This window comes from Buttiauxella massiliensis (assembly GCF_902500225.1).
GTDB lineage: Bacteria > Pseudomonadota > Gammaproteobacteria > Enterobacterales > Enterobacteriaceae > Buttiauxella > Buttiauxella massiliensis.
This window is the reverse complement of record NZ_LR722658.1, coordinates 57704-75108: the sequence shown is the minus strand read 5'-3', so window position 1 is coordinate 75108 and position 17405 is coordinate 57704. Positions and strand designations below refer to the sequence as shown.

Here is a 17405-nt window from a genome sequence, read left to right as displayed (position 1 = left end):
TGCTGGATAGATACCAGACCTGGCGAAGTGACGCAATGGCAGGGTGGCCAAAAGTTTGACGTATGCCACAAAAAAGCACCCATTCGGGTGCTTTTTTACACTGATTTACCTGCCTGGCATCACTGTTGGAGTTCTTTTTCAGTGAAAAGATCAGCAAACAGGGCGGTACTCAGGTAACGCTCACCGGAAGAAGGCAGTATAACCACAATATTTTTATTGGTAAATGCTTCATCTTCCTGAAGTTTTAACGCTGCAGCTACTGCTGCACCCGACGAAATTCCTGCCAGAATACCTTCTTCTTCCATCAAACGACGTGCAGTAGAAATAGCTTCGTCGTTAGTGATTGCGATGACTCTGTCGATAAGTTTCAGATCGAGGTTTCCAGGGATAAAACCAGCACCGATACCTTGAATTTTATGTGGACCAGGTTTGAGTTCTTCGCCCGCCAATGCCTGAGCAATAACCGGGGAGTCAGTTGGCTCAACGGCCACACTGATAAGGTCCGTTTTGCCCTTGGTGTTTTTAATATAGCGGCTCACACCAGTCAACGTACCACCGGTGCCAACACCAGCGATGAACACGTCCACTTCACCATCTGTATCTTCCCAGATTTCTGGGCCAGTAGTTTTTTCATGGATTTCAGGGTTTGCTGGATTGCTAAACTGTTGCAGTAACAGGAATTTCTCAGGATTACTGGCAACAATTTCTTCTGCTTTCTGAATCGCGCCTTTCATGCCTTTCGCGCCTTCAGTCAATACCAGGTTAGCACCCAGGGCTTTGAGCAGCTTACGGCGTTCAATACTCATGGTTTCAGGCATGGTTAGCGTTAGCTTATAACCACGTGCTGCGGCGACATATGCCAGTGCAATGCCGGTGTTACCACTGGTTGGCTCAACTAACTCTATACCGGGCTTCAGCACACCGCGTTTTTCGGCATCCCAAATCATATTGGCCCCGATACGGCATTTTACGCTAAAGCTCGGGTTACGGGACTCTACCTTGGCCAGGATGCGTCCATTACCGATGCGGTTCAGTCGAACCAGCGGCGTATGACCGATAGTCAGAGAGTTGTCTTCATAGATCTTGCTCATAACCCGTCCTTAACTGTATGAAATTTGGGAAACCTCTCCAGCATACCTGCTTAGAAGTTATGCGGAAGTAAAGAAATCGCATATCTATATGTAGAAGGGAAATAAGCAGAAGCCAGAAGGAATAAGGAGCGGCATAAGCCGCTCCTGCAGATTTACTTCCACATGGCGTGTTTAGGGCGATAGCAGTCGACCCACATGGCAGTAGCACCACATACAGCGACTGGCATGATAACCAGATTCAGGAATGGGATAAGCGTAAACATACTGACTAGTGAGCCAAACTGCATGTTAATGATTTTCTTCTCACGCAGTGAGATGCGCATTTCTTTAAATGGCACTTTATGGTTATCAAATGGGTAATCGCAATACTGGATAGCCAGCATCCAGGCGCTAAATAAGAACCATAAAACTGGCGCGACGGTTTGGCCAATACCAGGGATAAAGTAGAGAACCAGCAATACAAGCGCTCGCGGTAGATACCAGGAGAGCTTTTGCCATTCGCGTTTCATAATACGTGGAACATCTTTCATGATACCTAACACGCCGGTATCCGGAGGTGTTGCGCCAGTCAGACGAGCTTCGAGTTGTTCTGCCAGTAAGCCGTTAAAGGGGGCAGCAATCCAGTTTGCGATGGTTGAGAAGAAGTAGCCAAATACCAGCAAGATAGACACGACTGCCAGTGGCCAAATGAGATAGCTCAACCACTGTAACCAATCTGGAACGTAAGAAAGAAGTGTGGGAACCCAAACATCCAGGCGAGTAAACAACCACCAAAATGCTCCACCCATCAATAAAATATTGACCAACAATGGCATGAGTACGAAGCGCCTGATTCCAGGCTGATGTACCAGCTTCCAGCCTTGCGAAAAGTAATAAACGCCACTACGTGGCCCGGCTCCTGAAGTTGAAACCATATCTGAACGAACTCCTTTTTGGTCATTACAATGACGTGCAGAGCTATCATAACTGAGTGCCAGGAGAAAAACTTATTAAGAAATGGTCGAAAAAACAGCGAAAAATCGATTTTGGTACATCTTTATGCTGAGAAAACAGTGTGCGGACTTGCACTTGAGCAGATGGGCAAATACTCTTAGTGAGTAAATGTTTGCCGTGGTGGCAAGGTGTTAGAACAACAGAGAATATAATGATGCAGGATTTGCGTCTGATATTAATCATTGTTGGCGCGATCGCCATAATAGCCTTACTGGTTCACGGCCTGTGGACAAGTCGTAAGGAGCGTTCTTCCATTTTTCGTGATCGTCCAATGAAGCGTTTGAAGTCTAAGCGTGACGAATACGAATCGGATGACGCCGAGGCTGACGATGAGCAAGATGATGGAGTAGGTGAGGTGCGTGTGCGTCGGGCTAACCCTGCGCCAGAAAGCGTGAGTCGCGAGACAGAAATGCCTCGTCAGCCGCAAGCTCCTCAACATCAGTATGAGCCACCTTACGCCTCTGCGGAGCCGCGTCAGAGTGCGCCAGTGCGTCAGCCTGAACCGGTTATTCCACGTCAGGAAGTTCCTGTTGCGCCTGCATATCAGCCTGCGCCACAGCAACCAGCTGTCCATCAACCGGTACAACAGCCTGTTCAACCGCCTCAGCCAGTGGCACCGCAAGCGCCGGTCCAACCGGTGCAGCATTCTGAACCTGCGCCTGAGCCAGTTGCGGTACAACCTGCTCCGATACCGGAACCTCCGGCACGTCGTAAAGAGACGGTGATTGTGCTGAACGTTTCGGCTCATGCTGGCAGCATGATTAACGGCGATGTGCTGTTAAATAGTATTCAGCAAGCGGGCTTTATCTTTGGCGAAATGAACATTTTCCACCGTCATCTCAGCCCTGATGGCAGCGGCCCGGTTCTCTTTAGTCTTGCTAATATGGTTAAGCCTGGTTCATTTGACCCAGAAAGCATGACGAATTTTGCAACGCCAGGTGTGACAATCTTCATGCAGGTACCGTCATATGGCGACCCAACGCAAAACTTTAAGTTGATGCTGCAGTCTGCTCAGCACATTGCCGATGAAGTCGGTGGTGTGGTGCTGGATGACCAACGTCGTATGATGACACCGCAAAAAATGCGTGAGTACCAGGACCGTATCCGCGAAGTGGTTGAAGCTAACATCAGCCATTGATACGCGCTCTGAACATGTTTTTCTTTGAACCCTCGGATTCCGGGGGTTTTTTATATTGATGGTGCGATATGGACACACTCGAACAAAAAATTACTCAACTGCGAACCACGCTTCGCCATCATGAATACCTTTACCATGTGCTTGATACTCCAGAAGTCCCGGATGCGGAGTATGATCGCCTGATGGCTGAATTGCGTTCTCTGGAAGACGTGCATCCTGAACTCATCACCCCTGATTCACCGACACAGCGCGTAGGTGCTGCACCTTTAAGCGAATTTACCCAGGTTCGTCATGAAGTACCGATGCTGTCGCTCGATAACGCCTTTGATGAAGCTAGCTACCTGGCGTTTAACAAGCGAGTCCAGGACCGTTTAAAAAGCGCAGATGCGATTACTTTTTGCTGCGAGTTGAAACTCGATGGCCTCGCGGTGAGCCTGCTTTACGAAGATGGAGTGCTGGTTCGCGCCGCCACTCGTGGCGATGGTACGACGGGCGAAAATATCACTGCCAACGTGCGAACTATTCGTTCTATCCCTCTGAAACTGCGAGGCGAGAACATCCCCCGCCGCCTGGAAGTTCGTGGTGAAGTGTTCTTGCCGCAGGCTGGTTTTGAAAAGATTAACGAAGAGGCGCGCCGTACAGGCGGTAAAATCTTTGCTAACCCTCGTAATGCAGCAGCCGGATCTTTGCGTCAACTTGATCCACGTATTACTGCAAAACGCCCGTTAACCTTCTTCTGCTACGGCGTTGGTTTACTTGAAGGCGGTGAATTGCCAGCCAGCCATCATGCACGTTTGCAGCAGTTTAAAGAGTGGGGGCTGCCGGTGAGCGACCGCATTCGCCTGTGCAACACACCAGAAGAAGTGCTGGCGTTTTATCACCAGGTTGAAGCCGATCGTCCGAAATTAGGTTTTGATATCGACGGTGTGGTTATCAAAGTAGATTCACTTGCGCTGCAAGAAACGCTCGGCTTTGTTGCCCGTGCTCCGCGCTGGGCGGTGGCGTTTAAATTCCCAGCTCAAGAGCAGATGACCTTTGTTCGTGATGTTGAGTTCCAGGTAGGGCGCACGGGTGCAATTACCCCTGTTGCTCGTCTGGAGCCGGTTCAGGTTGCAGGTGTGCTGGTTAGCAATGCCACATTGCATAATGCTGATGAAATTGAGCGCCTGGGTTTAAGAATTGGCGATCGCGTGGTTATTCGCCGCGCGGGCGATGTAATCCCGCAAGTCGTAGGTGTGGTTGAGTCTGAACGCCCGGAGAATACTTCCGAGATTGTCTTCCCAACTCATTGTCCGGTATGCGGTTCTGACGTTGAACGCGTTGAAGGCGAAGCGGTTGCGCGTTGTACCGGCGGCCTGATTTGTGGCGCACAGCGCAAAGAAGCGCTTAAGCATTTTGTCTCTCGTCGCGCGCTGGATGTAGACGGCATGGGCGATAAGATAATCGACCAACTGGTTGAGAAAGAATACGTTCACACCCCTGCGGATCTTTTCCGCCTGACAGCCGGTAAACTTACCGGGCTTGACCGTATGGGGCCTAAGTCTGCTCAAAACGTAGTTGATGCGCTTGAGAAAGCTAAAGAGACCACGTTTGCACGCTTTCTCTATGCACTCGGCATCCGCGAAGTGGGCGAAGCGACAGCAGCAGGTTTAGCGACGCACTTTGGCACGCTGGATGCGCTGATTGCGGCAAGTATCGAAGATCTGCAAAAAGTGCCTGATGTGGGAATTGTGGTCGCCACTCACACGTTCAACTTCTTCGCTGAAGAGAGCAACCGGGAAGTGATTCGCCAGTTGACGGAAGAAGCGGGCGTTCACTGGCCTGCGCCGGTTATTATCAAAGCGGAAGAGATCGACAGCCCATTCGCCGGTAAAACTGTGGTGCTCACGGGTTCACTGAGCATTATGTCGCGTGATGATGCCAAAGCGCGCCTGGTCGAACTAGGCGCGAAAGTTGCGGGCAGCGTATCGAAGAAAACTGACCTGGTGATTGCGGGCGAGGCGGCTGGTTCTAAGCTCGTCAAAGCACAGGAATTGGGTATCAACGTGATTGATGAAGCTGAAATGATTCGCTTGTTAGGTGAATGAGATGGATAAAGAGCAGCTTATTGAGATAGCTAATACCATTATGCCGTTCGGCAAGTATAAAGGTCGCGTATTGATTGATGTACCGGAAGAGTACTTGCTGTGGTTTGCGCGTAAAGATGAATTTCCTCAAGGGCATCTTGGTGAACTGATGAGGCTTACTTTACTGATTAAGACCGAAGGGTTGGAGGGACTGGTGAAGCCCCTCAAACGGCATTAACTATGTGTTATCGGTGGCGGCTTTGGCTGCCACCTGAGTCTCTTTCTGATAACGGCGGGCTAGCACCGCGCATATCATCAACTGCAGCTGGTGGAAGATCATAAGCGGCAGCACCATCATCCCGACGGTTGCGACCGGGAATAAGATATTTGCCATCGGAATACCATTCGCCAAACTCTTCTTCGAACCGCAAAACACAATGGTAATTTCATCAGCTTTGCTAAAGCCCAGTCGTCTTGCCACAAACATGTTGATGGTGATGACAATAGCCAGCAACACCAGACTGACCACTACAATAAACAGCAGTGAGCCCAGGCCGACTTTGTGCCAAATTCCATGCCTGACCGCTTCGCTAAATGCCGTGTAAATGACGAGCAGAATGGAAGTCTGATCCGTTTTACCAATCCATTTTTTATGTTTTGCGACCCAATTACCAATCCACGGGCGAGAAAGATGACCCGCCACAAACGGCACCAGTAGCTGCATCATAATGCTGCCTACCTGCTGCAAGCTGCCACTCGCGCCATGAACATGCATCACCATGCCCACTAAAAGTGGCGACAGGAATATACCAAGCAGACTAGAGGCCGATGCGGCGCACACGGCAGCAGCCACGTTGCCTCCTGCAAGCGAGGTGAACGCAATAGCGGACTGCACTGTGGCAGGCAAAATACAGAGGTACAAGAATCCTGTATAAATCTCAGGGCTGACATTGACTGGTGCCCACCAGGCGAACAACACGCCTAGCACCGGGAATAGCACGAACGTGCTGCACATGACCCACAGGTGTAAACGCCAGTGGCTGCTGCCAGCAATAATCGCTTCGCGAGAAAGTTTTGCTCCGTGCATAAAGAATAAAAGTGCGATTGCGGCGGTCGTTAGCCCTTCAAAGAAGCCAACAAAGCTGCCTTGAGCGGGGAAGAAAGACGCCAGTAATACCGTCACAATTAGCGTCAGCGTGAAGGGGTCGAGTACGCGAAAGAGTTTCATCATCATTCCTCAAACTGTTGTAGAGCTATTGTGCTTTCATTAGTTTTAGAAATAAAATTGATTTATTGAATGCATTAATGAATTAAATAGATGAATTATTCACTGCGTCAGTTAAAAGTGTTTGTCGCCGTGGCTCATGCCGGGAGTTTTAGCCGGGCAGGGGAGCAAATTGGTTTGAGCCAATCGGCGGTTAGCCATAGCGTAAAAGAGTTAGAGAGTGAGCTAGGCGTAAAGCTACTGGACCGCACAACGCGAGAAGTCGTGCTGACCGATGCAGGCCAACAACTGGCGTCCAGGCTCGAACGGCTTCTGGAAGAATTGAACAGCACACTTTTGGATACACGTAGCGTTGGCCATCAGCTAAGCGGAATTGTGCGTGTCGCGGCGAGCCAGACTATCTCCGCCCATTTAATGCCGCAATCTATCGCTGCTGCAGCTATTGAGTTTCCCGCGATCCGTTTTGTGCTTCATGACCGCCCGCAACAATGGGTGCTGCAAAGCATTCGTCAGGGGGAGGTCGATTTCGGCATGGTTATCGACCCTATTCAGGCCAACGATCTGGATTGTGAAGTCGTGCTTTCCGAGCCGTTTTTATTGCTTTGCCGTAATGACCATCAGTTTGCCGCTCAGTCGCGTGTTTCGTGGCAGGCATTACAAGGTCAAAACCTGGTGCTACAGGATTACGCATCAGGTAGCCGCCCGTTGATCGATGATGCGTTAATGCGTCAGGGAATTGAAGCAAATATAGTTCAGCAGATTGGCCACCCGGCAACACTGTTTCCAATGGTCGAGGCGGGAATTGGCATTAGCGTTCTTCCGGCACTGGCGTTGCCGTTACCTAAAGAGCGTCCTCTGGTTGTCAGGCCCTTGATGCCGGTTGTCGATCGGCAATTAATGTTGGTGCGGCGGAAAAATCGCTCGCTTTCTCGTGCTGCTGAGGCTATCTGGCAGGTTGTTCGTCAACAGGCGCAGCAGTTAACCACTGCTCGCCTGAGCGACCCACTGTTTAATAAAGATTAGACGTAGATATCAATCTGATGATCTTCGGACGGTTTATTCACACCTTCTACTCGGGATTGTTGCTGTTCCTGTTTTTGCTGGGCCTGTTCAGCTTGCTCACGCTGGAGTTGCGCCAGTTGCGCCTGTAACATTTTAATTTGCGCCTGAATGAGCTCTTGTTGCTTCTGCTTTTCTTCTGTTGTGCCGCTGCCATTGGCAATATCTTTCGCTTGCTGAGTGAGTTTAGTGATTTGCTGGGTGATACGGCTGATTTGTGACGTTAGATCGTTACCCGAGTTTGATGAAGAAGTGTTCGCAGTAGTTTGCAGCGAAGGCGTGGACGTTGTTATGGTGTTGCTCATAATAATTCCCTAAAAGGAGCCGATAAAAGGTTATCGGCTAAGCAAGGAATAATCTTGAGTGAATTGGGCTGAACCTACCATTCGTGGCAGGGCTGTATTCATCAGAAGTTATATTTTACCGAATAGATAAACCCTTCTTGCAGGAAGCTTTCGCCCAGTTTGTTGTCGGCATAACGATATTGTATGCCTGTGGTAATGCTCAGAATGGGTGTCCACCACAAAGCGATAGCACCGTTTATGCCATCTTTGCCACCGTTGCCGGCAGCGTAATTGTCGGCGCGGTCAAATTCATATTCATTCCAGTTGGTGAGCATCAGTTTCTCGCCCCAAAGCGAGAAGCTATATCCCGCAACCCAACCCGCGATATAACCGTTATTTCCGGTGTAGTAAGTCTGGTCGGTGTAGCGTTTAGCAATGAACGGTTTAAACCAGAAGCCATTAGCCGCATAGTTATAACCCAGACCGTAAAGTCCCATCACGTCATGGAAATTATTGGCGTTAGGGTAACCGTAAGTGCCATAGACGTGCAGATATATCGCCCAGATAAATACGGTTAGTATTTTTGAAGGTATAGCGTTGTTCTGAATCCGGTTTATCGTGGCGGCTATTCAACGGGTTTTCAAGATCGAAGAAGCCATACATTTCACCCCTGGTGAAGTTGGCACCGCCTTCGAGTTCCAGATACGCGAAATCGTCTTTGTGGGATTTTTCACTGGTGCGATGCGTGGTTCGAGATGTCCAGTCGAGATAATGTAAGCCGATGTCAGCGAATCCTCCTTTAAATTCGGCTTGAGTGGCAGGAACAGCCATTAACGAGGACAATAAAGCGAGTGTAGCGGTGAGGTGTTTTTTAATTTTTTATTTTCCCTGAGCCTTAAATCCGAGATTTCCGTCCGGAAAGATGCTGACAACAAGTAGTGTGTCGGCCGATGGCATATTGCGAGGGAAGAATGGGAAACACCAATATTGTATTCGGTGCGATTGATACAATTTCAGTATTGATTGGGTGGGGAAGACGAGTAGAGTTTTGTATGGGGAATACGTGCAAAATTCTGCTGAATCGCACATAGCAAAAAGGCGCCTTTAGGGCGCCTTTCTACATTGGTGGGGCGTGCAGGATTCGAACCTGCGACCAATTGATTAAAAGTCAACTGCTCTACCAACTGAGCTAACGCCCCGAATGGTGGGTGATGACGGGCTCGAACCGCCGACCCCCTCCGTGTAAAGGAGGTGCTCTACCAACTGAGCTAATCACCCAAACTTCGGTACTTCTATTGCAAGAGTAGGTAATGGTGGGTGATGACGGGCTCGAACCGCCGACCCCCTCCGTGTAAAGGAGGTGCTCTACCAACTGAGCTAATCACCCAAATCTTATCTCTTGCTACACTGCGGAATCACTCACTAATGAATGGTGGGTGATGACGGGCTCGAACCGCCGACCCCCTCCGTGTAAAGGAGGTGCTCTACCAACTGAGCTAATCACCCCCGCTGTGTGGAGTCGCATTATAGGGAGAGTTGAAAATGAGTCAACGCCTTTTCTAAAGATTTTGTTCGTTCGTCGTAAAAATAAACAATGCGATCGCGAATTACGCATTGGTGATTGATTTGTCATCAAAATATGTGGATTGAAGACAAGAAAGGGTATCGACATTGAGGAATCAGTACACAGTGTTAGAATGTTGCCCACTCTATATTCCCTGGCATTTGCCGGTTCCCCGGTACTTTTGCGTAATTAAGGCCGTTTAATGAAAATCAAAACTCGCTTCGCGCCAAGCCCAACAGGCTATTTGCACGTTGGTGGTGCTCGTACTGCTCTCTATTCATGGCTTTTTGCTCGTAACCACGACGGTGAGTTCGTGCTTCGTATAGAAGACACAGACCTTGAGCGTTCAACACCAGAAGCTATCGAAGCTATTATGGATGGCATGAACTGGCTGAGCCTTGAGTGGGATGAAGGCCCGTATTATCAGACCAAGCGTTTTGATCGCTATAACGCGGTTATCGACGAGATGCTGGAAGCTGGTACAGCGTACAAATGCTACTGCTCTAAAGAACGCCTTGAAGCTTTGCGTGAAGAACAAATGGCGAACGGCGACAAGCCGCGTTATGACGGGCGCTGCCGTCATGGCCATGAGCATCATACTGCTGATGAACCATGTGTTGTGCGTTTTGCCAACCCACAAGAAGGTTCTGTTATTTTCGATGACCAGATCCGTGGCCCAATCGAATTTAGCAACCAGGAGTTGGATGATCTGATCATTCGCCGTACCGATGGATCCCCAACCTACAACTTCTGTGTTGTAGTGGATGACTGGGATATGGAAATCACCCACGTTGTTCGTGGCGAAGACCATATCAACAACACTCCGCGTCAGATCAACATCCTGAAAGCGTTGAATGCGCCAGTACCGGTTTATGCGCACGTTTCTATGATTAATGGCGACGACGGTAAAAAACTGTCCAAACGTCATGGCGCAGTGAGTGTCATGCAGTATCGCGATGACGGCTATCTGCCAGAAGCGCTGCTCAACTACCTGGTGCGTTTGGGCTGGTCTCATGGCGATCAGGAAATCTTCACTCGTGAAGAGATGATCAAATTGTTCACACTGGACTCCGTTAGCAAATCGGCCAGTGCATTCAATACTGAAAAATTGCAGTGGCTGAACCACCACTACATTAACCACCTTGCTCCTGAATATGTTGCGACCCATCTGCAATGGCACATCGAGCAGCAAAACATTGATACTCGCAACGGCCCACAACTGGCTGAGTTGGTTAAATTGCTTGGCGACCGCTGCAAAACTCTGAAAGAGATGGCTGAAACTTGCCGCTACTTCTATGAAGACTTCAGTGAGTTTGACGCAGATGCTGCGAAGAAACACCTTCGTCCGGTTGCCCGTCAGCCGCTGGAAGTTGTGCGCGACAAACTGGCAGCATTGACCGACTGGACTGCAGAGAATGTGCATACTGCAATTCAGGCAACAGCTGATGAATTGGAAGTAGGCATGGGTAAAGTTGGTATGCCGCTGCGTGTTGCTGTTACAGGGGCAGGGCAGTCACCTGGTCTTGATGTCACTGTTCACGCGATTGGTAAGCAACGTTCGATTGCTCGTATTAATCAGGCTCTGGAATTCATTGCTGCGCGCGAAGCACAACAGTAACGCCTGACGTTATAAAGTGTTGTGACTAAAAAGCCGGCTTATGCCGGCTTTTTGATACTCGTTTTACTCATCACGAATACCTAAACGTTTTAACACCCCAGCAATGCCTTCTCGCAGAATCAATGCAGACATCTTTTCTTGTTCCGAGATAGACATCTGTTTCATCGAATTGAGCAAAAGCCCTTCCAGTGAAGTGTCATTAACGTGGTAGCTGCTGAGTTTCTCCGAAACGCGTTTTGCACTATTAATAAAATCGCGAACACGTTCATCCACATGAATCAGGCGAGCTTTACCTCCCTGAACACCGGGTTTTTGAGTGGTGAGCCAACTTTCTTTACGTACCCATTTGTTGATTGTTTGGCGACTATAACCAGTAATCATCGCCAGCTCTTCCGGGGTCATACGTTCCTTGAGCACAGTTTTTTCCTTAAATCCAAAGGGGTTATTAGTGGTTCATTTTAGGGGATCATTTTACTGGAAACTGTGACAGGATTAACTACAGGAAGACGAGATGCATTTGCTTTTACTTGTATTGTTTGCTTTTTCGGCGATTAATCGCAGAAGCTGAATTTGACGTTGACACTCTCGAATGGGTTTCATATGATGCCGCCCGTCGATACGACACGGTTTCACGGTACGGGGCTATAGCTCAGCTGGGAGAGCGCTTGCATGGCATGCAAGAGGTCAGCGGTTCGATCCCGCTTAGCTCCACCAAATCTTTACCAGCAAGATTTGAATCGTTTAAACCAAACCCATTCGTGGGGCTATAGCTCAGCTGGGAGAGCGCTTGCATGGCATGCAAGAGGTCAGCGGTTCGATCCCGCTTAGCTCCACCAAAATATGAAACCCTCGCCTAATGGCGGGGGTTTTTTCGTTTCTGCGCCAGAATAACGTCACAAAATAGTGATCTGAGCTCGACTTTCCTCAATTTAGTGAATATATAAATACGATGCATTCTCAGTATGAATATATCAAACTATTTCTCTTTGTTGGGTTGTATAAAAAACCAATAAATTTAACCACATGCAATAATTAACAAACTTGATTTGCGCAACAAATAAACGTATTATTTATCACCGAATAATGCTGCAAAGCCATTAAAGAATACTCAGACCAGGGCTTATGATTTTTCAAAAATCTCTCAAGAAATTCGTCACAGCACTGGTTTTATCTCTCTTGCTTGTCCCTTTTTCTCGCTACATTTCACCGTTAACGACAATTGATGGTGTTCAGGTTTATCTCGCTTATCTCCCAATGGGTTTGTTGATAGCCATGGTGTTTATCTATGGTCGGACTGCGATTATTCCTCTAATAATTTCATCAGTAGTCACATTCTCATGCGTACTTCATCTGTCATTTGTAGCATTAGCGTCTTTTGTTTTTTGCCTGATATTTCCAATAATAGTTTGTAGCATAATTGCTCGTCATTACCTTGGGTCGAGATGGCGCTATGCTTTGACCGATAAAGGAATGGGGACTCGGATATTCTGGCTAGGGTTTGTCGCACCTTTCAGCACTAAATTATTGATGTATCTGGCGGGTCACTATATTCAATTTCCAGAAGCAGTGGCTGCGTACTTTGGTGACAATTCACTCATGTTTATGGTGGTGGATTTTCAAAATTTAATTGCCGCCTCGCTGATATTTACTTTCCTGTTTTACTATCCGCTTAGAATGATCCTGAATCCAAATTACGTCCGAGCCTTCTGGCGTCGTTGCGTGATGCGTGATTTCGTTGGCCCACGTCGTTTTTATTCTTTCACCTGGTTGTTATGCCTGATAACTCTGCTGGTGGTGCTGTGCTCATCGTGGGGCTTGTTGCAGGTTTCAGGTTACCTTGTGCCCGCTATCTTTGTGCTATTTACGCTGGGTATCCGCCATTTTGGCCCGCGTTTAATGGGGCTGTTATGGGCTATATCTGTATGGCTACTACTGACATATAACAATGGTTTCCTTTACGGGGTTAATACAGAATTTGCCCTGTCATTCATACTTTCTGTTTTCATCTCTTTTTCCGTCTGTATGTTGTATATGACGATGATGTTTAAGAAAAACGAATGGATGAAACGCATTTATCATTCGCAGGCATTAACCGATCCATTAACACAATTACCAAATTTACGTGCCCTGGAACATCATGTGCAATGTTACCCGGAAGGGACGCTTTGCTGCCTAAGGATGTCGAACCTGGAATTTTTAAGCCGCCATTACGGCATGATGATGCGAATTCATTGTAAGCGTATAGTTACCAGCCAGATAACGCCTTTCCTGCATGAAGGTGAACAAGTATTTCAGTTGCCCGGAAGCGAATTATTAATTTTCCTCCGTGGACAACATACCGATGCGCGACTCGAACATATTGTGGATTTACTCAATAGCAAAAAAATAACATGGCATAATACCATGCTGGAAATTGAGTACGGCGCATCCTATAGCGTTATCGACAACAGCCTTGAAGAATTACACCGCACTTTAGGGCAATTAAGTTTTCTCTCCGATCAGGCGAGTGAATCGTTACGCGTACTCAGCTTGAATACCCGAGTTGAATATGTCTCTGACAAAACGACAGAGCGTGTTTTGTTACTGCAAAAAATCAAACGTGCTTTGAATGAAGAAGAGCCTGTCACTCTCTATGCACAACCTATTGTGAATAAGATGGGGCATGGATATCACGAAATACTGAGTCGTATCACTTTTGATGATGAATTAATTACCCCGGATAAATTTATTCCTGTTATCGCCGAGTTTAACCTCAGTACGCGCTTCGATATGTTAGTGGTGAAAAAGCTGGTGAATTATTTGTATCTTCACCCTGAGAAGGGCGAGCAGTCGCGTTTCTCGGTAAATCTTATGCCGTTGACGTTGATGCAAAAGGATATTGCGCAGAATATTATTTCATTGTTCACGCAATTCCAGGTGCCAACCAGCAGCGTGATTATTGAAGTCACCGAGGAACAGGCTTTTTCAGAGTCAGAAACTTCAATGCAGAACATTACGTTACTGCGTGATTATGGGTTTAAAATTGCCATTGATGACTTTGGTACCGGTTATGCGAACTACGAGCGGTTGAAAAGGTTGCATGCGGACATTATTAAGATTGATGGTTGCTTCATTAAAGATATCACCACCGACTCGCTTGACCCACTGATTGTTAAATCTATTTGTGATATGGCTCGAGCGAAGCAATTGATTGTTGTGGCTGAGTTTGTTGAAACGGAAGAGCAGCGCAGGCTGTTATGCGAACTCGGCGTACAGTTTTTACAAGGGTATCTGATAGGCAAGCCAGAGCCTCTGGCCTTAGTCCATACATTAAGGTAGCAGTATGTTGCGAACATATAATCAAGGGGCTGATTTGTGAGCACTTCTTTAGCGAATAGATTTCGCCTGCCAATGGCAAAAACACTCCGGGTTATCCATCTGGTTTTCATTTTTGTTTTTGCGCTGACTACTTTTTTATTCTGGCAGCAAGGACAGCTATTTAGCCATGGCTACCGTACAAGCCAGCTTAGCCACCTTGAAAGTGTAATTGCCAGAATCGAAAGCAAAGCACAGTACAAAGTTGACAACCTTCGCTATCTAAAACGAATTTTTATTGAAGCGATGGACGATCCGTTGTTCCCTGGTGTGGCAACTGTTCCTTCGGAAATTACAGGCGATGTTGGCGATTCACCATTGTGGGTCCGCGAGCTGCCTTTGCCCGATACGCTTACCGAGGACAGCGCGTTTCACGGCGAGGACGCGCTACAAGTCCGCCAGCAACTCTACGCATTGCGGAAGATTCAGGGTCTTTTCCCGTTGGCGACAGGGGCCAATGAACTGACTGCTGATTTGTATTACATCTCACGTGATGGCGAGTTTATTGTCTCTCTATCCCAGGAGATGAACTCGCTATTGGTGAGCAGCTACAACCCGCATGTAGAACAGGGCAGTTTCGTGCTGGCATCGCCATTGCTCAATCCACAGCGAGAACCTTTCTGGACACGGCAGAATATCGCTAAAACTGATGACACTCTGGTTAATGCCGCCATTCCTGTCGATTTTCGTGGCGAATGGATAGGCCTTCTGGGGATAGCGTTTGAAAATGATGCAGTGCAAAAATTCCTTGCGGCGTCATTACCTGAAGATACGCAGAGTGCTTATCAATTGTTTGATGAACGGCTAATTCCACTCACCGGTACCGTAGGGTCGGCCAATCAATTTCAACTCACTGCTAAGCATCTACAAACTATTCGCCAGATGCTTGAAGTCTCATCGCGCGGCACGATGCGCGATGGGTCGGTATTCATCACTTTTGGCAGAGTTGTTGGCACGCGCTCGGTACTGATCAGTACCCAGACCCTCAGCCAGGGTTTACATGAAGACTTTGGCCGTTTCAGTATCCTGTTGATCGCGATGTGGGGGATATTCGTGCTTTTCCTTTGGGGATCGCACCGAGTGATTTGCCGCCTGGTGCGCAATATGGGGAGCTTGCAGCGTGAAATGCAGCATCATGCGCTTCACGATGACTTGACCGGTGCACTTAACCGCCGTGGCTTCTTTGAGAAAACATCACAAATTAGCCCTGATTATGTAGATTACACACTTGTGCAATTAGATCTCGACCACTTCAAGAAAGTGAACGATGTTTACGGGCATCAGGTCGGTGACAATGTGCTGATGCATGCGACTCAGCGCATTCAGCGTGCGATACGCAGCCAGGATATTCTTGGGCGTATTGGTGGTGAGGAGTTCTGTATTTATCTGCCTAACTCCGATCTCAAGGCGGGGATTATGGTGGCTACAAGAGTTAAATGGGAGTTGGAGTCTTCGGCACTGGTTCTGGATGACGGCCGAAAATTACCTGTTACCGCATCGCTAGGTGTGGCTTCGCACAGTGAGTATCCTGAGTACACGCTTGATCAAATCCAGTCGCTTGCAGATATGCGGATGTATACCGCTAAAGAACGAGGCAGAAACCAGGTCTGCTGGCAGGATGACGATGCTATTCAGGCGTAGATAAATCCGCCAGCAATTTCAGGCATAAAAAAAGCCGGAGCAAATTGCCCCGGCTTTTTATTGTGAGAATTACAAGAACAGACCAGCGATAGATGCTGACAGAATACTCACCAGAGTTGCACCGTAAACCAGTTTCAGGCCAAAGCGAGAAACCACGTTACCTTGCTCTTCGTTCAGGCCTTTAATCGCACCTGCGATAATCCCGATAGAAGAGAAGTTAGCAAACGAAACCAGGAACACAGACAGGATACCTTCCGCACGTGGGGAAAGCGTACCAGCCAGTTTTTGCAGATCCAACATCGCAACAAATTCGTTGGAAACCAGTTTGGTGGCCATGATGCTACCAACCTGCAATGCTTCATGCGACGGAACACCCATCACCCAGGCTACCGGGTAGAAGATGTAACCCAGAATGCCCTGGAAGGAGATGCCGAAGATTGCTGCAAACAGTGCGTTAAGTGCCGCGATCAGGGCAATGAAGCCAATCAGCATCGCTGCAACAATAATCGCAACTTTAAAACCTGCCAGAATGTATTCACCGAGCATTTCGAAGAAGCTTTGGCCTTCGTGCAGGTTAGACATCTGGATATTTTCTTCGCTCTCGTCAACGCGGTAAGGGTTAATCAGCGACAGTACGATAAAGGTACTGAACATGTTCAACACCAGCGCTGCGACCACATATTTTGGCTCGAGCATCGTCATATATGCACCGACAATCGACATGGACACGGTAGACATGGCCGTAGCGGACATGGTGTACATGCGGTTGCGAGACATCTTGCCGAGAATATCCTTATAGGCGATAAAGTTTTCTGATTGTCCCAGAATCAGCGAGCTTACGGCGTTAAAGGATTCCAGTTTACCCATACCATTCACTTTAGACAGAACGGTACCGATAAAGCGGATAACAATCGGCAGAACACGGATGTGCTGCAATATCCCGATCAGCGCGGAGATAAAGACGATTGGGCAGAGTACTTTCAGGAAGAAGAAGGCGAGTCCTTCGTCATTCATCTTACCGAATACAAAGTTTGTCCCTTCGTTAGCGAACGACAGCAGTTTCTCAAACATTTCTGAGAAACCTCTCACAAAGCCCAGACCGATTTCTGAGTTCAGGAAGAACCAGGCGAGAATGAGTTCAATCACTAACAGTTGAACGATAAAGCGAATACGAATCTGCTTACGGTTGCTACTCAGCAATAAAGCAAGTAGCGCAACCACGGCAAGCGCTAAGACAAAGTGAAGAACGCGGGACATATTTGCTCCAAACATGAGGCAGGTTTAATTTCGTTGCACATTCTATGAAACAAGCAATAAGAAAACGAGACTAATCGCACACTATAGTGATGTCGTGTGACGAATCTCAAAATTA

13 protein-coding genes, 6 tRNA genes and 1 pseudogene are annotated in these 17405 nt (G+C 47.9%); 9 read left to right on the top strand and 11 right to left on the bottom strand.

The window, feature by feature from the left end; all coding sequences use genetic code 11:
• Positions 1-119: 119 nt before the first annotated feature.
• A complete protein-coding gene (gene cysK / locus GC128_RS16330) occupies positions 120-1091 on the bottom strand; it encodes a cysteine synthase A (protein WP_064560169.1) in 972 nt (323 codons plus the stop codon).
• A 152-nt stretch (positions 1092-1243) separates the two neighbouring features.
• Positions 1244-2005, bottom strand: a complete 762-nt coding sequence (gene cysZ, locus GC128_RS16320) for a sulfate transporter CysZ (RefSeq protein WP_151995201.1) — start codon at positions 2003-2005, stop codon at positions 1244-1246.
• Between the two features lie 230 nt (positions 2006-2235).
• Here cysZ and zipA point away from each other — a divergent pair, with 230 nt between their 5' ends.
• From zipA to GC128_RS16305, 3 genes are all read left to right on the top strand, one after another.
• On the top strand, positions 2236-3222 hold the full coding sequence (gene zipA / locus GC128_RS16315; RefSeq protein ID WP_226812153.1) for a cell division protein ZipA: 987 nt from the start codon (positions 2236-2238) through the stop codon (positions 3220-3222).
• A gap of 68 nt (positions 3223-3290) precedes the next feature.
• Complete coding sequence (gene ligA, locus GC128_RS16310) at positions 3291-5309, top strand: NAD-dependent DNA ligase LigA (RefSeq protein ID WP_151995199.1); 2019 nt, start codon at positions 3291-3293, stop codon at positions 5307-5309.
• 1 nt (position 5310) lies between these two features.
• Positions 5311-5526: a DUF3820 family protein gene (locus tag GC128_RS16305; RefSeq protein WP_151995198.1), complete on the top strand. Its 216-nt coding sequence runs from the start codon at positions 5311-5313 to the stop codon at positions 5524-5526.
• Here the strand turns inward: GC128_RS16305 and GC128_RS16300 are convergent, their stop codons facing one another.
• On the bottom strand, positions 5527-6516 hold the full coding sequence (locus GC128_RS16300) for a bile acid:sodium symporter family protein (protein ID WP_064512895.1): 990 nt from the start codon (positions 6514-6516) through the stop codon (positions 5527-5529).
• Between the two features lie 90 nt (positions 6517-6606).
• Between GC128_RS16300 and GC128_RS16295 the strand changes: the two genes are divergently transcribed.
• Positions 6607-7536, top strand: a complete 930-nt coding sequence (locus GC128_RS16295) for a LysR family transcriptional regulator (protein WP_151995197.1) — start codon at positions 6607-6609, stop codon at positions 7534-7536.
• On the opposite strand, the gene GC128_RS16290 is transcribed toward GC128_RS16295, so the two are convergent.
• The 6 genes and pseudogenes from GC128_RS16290 to GC128_RS16265 all read right to left on the bottom strand — a co-directional run bounded on the left by GC128_RS16290 (position 7533) and on the right by GC128_RS16265 (position 9362).
• Positions 7533-7877 carry a FlxA-like family protein gene (locus GC128_RS16290; protein WP_151995196.1) on the bottom strand — a complete coding sequence of 115 codons (345 nt, stop codon included), beginning with the start codon at positions 7875-7877 and terminating at the stop codon, positions 7533-7535. The genes GC128_RS16295 and GC128_RS16290 overlap by 4 nt on opposite strands.
• 101 nt (positions 7878-7978) lie before the next feature.
• Positions 7979-8732 (bottom strand): annotated as a pseudogene (locus GC128_RS16285) (nucleoside-specific channel-forming Tsx family protein).
• Positions 8733-8979: 247 nt separating this feature from the next.
• Positions 8980-9055: transfer RNA gene (locus tag GC128_RS16280), tRNA-Lys, on the bottom strand.
• Between the two features lie 3 nt (positions 9056-9058).
• Positions 9059-9134 (bottom strand) — tRNA-Val (locus GC128_RS16275).
• A gap of 33 nt (positions 9135-9167) precedes the next feature.
• Positions 9168-9243: transfer RNA gene (locus tag GC128_RS16270), tRNA-Val, on the bottom strand.
• A 43-nt stretch (positions 9244-9286) separates the two neighbouring features.
• Positions 9287-9362 (bottom strand) — tRNA-Val (locus tag GC128_RS16265).
• 260 nt (positions 9363-9622) lie between these two features.
• Here GC128_RS16265 and gltX point away from each other — a divergent pair.
• Positions 9623-11038: a glutamate--tRNA ligase gene (gene gltX / locus GC128_RS16260; protein ID WP_151995195.1), complete on the top strand. Its 1416-nt coding sequence runs from the start codon at positions 9623-9625 to the stop codon at positions 11036-11038.
• A gap of 63 nt (positions 11039-11101) precedes the next feature.
• Here gltX and GC128_RS16255 read toward each other — a convergent pair whose 3' ends face one another.
• Positions 11102-11455 carry a YfeC-like transcriptional regulator gene (locus tag GC128_RS16255; protein ID WP_064512886.1) on the bottom strand — a complete coding sequence of 118 codons (354 nt, stop codon included), beginning with the start codon at positions 11453-11455 and terminating at the stop codon, positions 11102-11104.
• A gap of 221 nt (positions 11456-11676) precedes the next feature.
• Between GC128_RS16255 and GC128_RS16250 the strand changes: the two genes are divergently transcribed.
• The 4 genes from GC128_RS16250 (at position 11677) to GC128_RS16235 (ending at position 16033) form a co-directional block, all read left to right on the top strand.
• A tRNA-Ala gene (locus GC128_RS16250) sits at positions 11677-11752 on the top strand.
• 46 nt (positions 11753-11798) lie between these two features.
• Positions 11799-11874: transfer RNA gene (locus GC128_RS16245), tRNA-Ala, on the top strand.
• Positions 11875-12160: 286 nt separating this feature from the next.
• Positions 12161-14356: an EAL domain-containing protein gene (locus tag GC128_RS16240; RefSeq protein WP_151995194.1), complete on the top strand. Its 2196-nt coding sequence runs from the start codon at positions 12161-12163 to the stop codon at positions 14354-14356.
• 36 nt (positions 14357-14392) lie between these two features.
• Complete coding sequence (locus tag GC128_RS16235; protein ID WP_226812151.1) at positions 14393-16033, top strand: diguanylate cyclase; 1641 nt, start codon at positions 14393-14395, stop codon at positions 16031-16033.
• A 69-nt stretch (positions 16034-16102) separates the two neighbouring features.
• Here GC128_RS16235 and GC128_RS16230 read toward each other — a convergent pair whose 3' ends face one another.
• A complete protein-coding gene (locus GC128_RS16230; protein WP_034458999.1) occupies positions 16103-17290 on the bottom strand; it encodes a NupC/NupG family nucleoside CNT transporter in 1188 nt (395 codons plus the stop codon).
• Positions 17291-17405 lie beyond the last annotated feature (115 nt).

What these genes read in the sequence shown, in the direction of transcription:
- cysK (WP_064560169.1), bottom strand. Translation starts at nt 1,091, where the DNA reads ATGAGCAAGATCTATGAAGACAACTCTCTGACTATCGGTCATACGCCG.
- cysZ (WP_151995201.1), bottom strand. Translation starts at nt 2,005, where the DNA reads ATGGTTTCAACTTCAGGAGCCGGGCCACGTAGTGGCGTTTATTACTTT.
- zipA (WP_226812153.1), top strand. Translation starts at nt 2,236, where the DNA reads ATGATGCAGGATTTGCGTCTGATATTAATCATTGTTGGCGCGATCGCC.
- ligA (WP_151995199.1), top strand. Translation starts at nt 3,291, where the DNA reads ATGGACACACTCGAACAAAAAATTACTCAACTGCGAACCACGCTTCGC.
- GC128_RS16305 (WP_151995198.1), top strand. Translation starts at nt 5,311, where the DNA reads ATGGATAAAGAGCAGCTTATTGAGATAGCTAATACCATTATGCCGTTC.
- GC128_RS16300 (WP_064512895.1), bottom strand. Translation starts at nt 6,516, where the DNA reads ATGAAACTCTTTCGCGTACTCGACCCCTTCACGCTGACGCTAATTGTG.
- GC128_RS16295 (WP_151995197.1), top strand. Translation starts at nt 6,607, where the DNA reads ATGAATTATTCACTGCGTCAGTTAAAAGTGTTTGTCGCCGTGGCTCAT.
- GC128_RS16290 (WP_151995196.1), bottom strand. Translation starts at nt 7,877, where the DNA reads ATGAGCAACACCATAACAACGTCCACGCCTTCGCTGCAAACTACTGCG.
- gltX (WP_151995195.1), top strand. Translation starts at nt 9,623, where the DNA reads ATGAAAATCAAAACTCGCTTCGCGCCAAGCCCAACAGGCTATTTGCAC.
- GC128_RS16240 (WP_151995194.1), top strand. Translation starts at nt 12,161, where the DNA reads ATGATTTTTCAAAAATCTCTCAAGAAATTCGTCACAGCACTGGTTTTA.
- GC128_RS16230 (WP_034458999.1), bottom strand. Translation starts at nt 17,290, where the DNA reads ATGTCCCGCGTTCTTCACTTTGTCTTAGCGCTTGCCGTGGTTGCGCTA.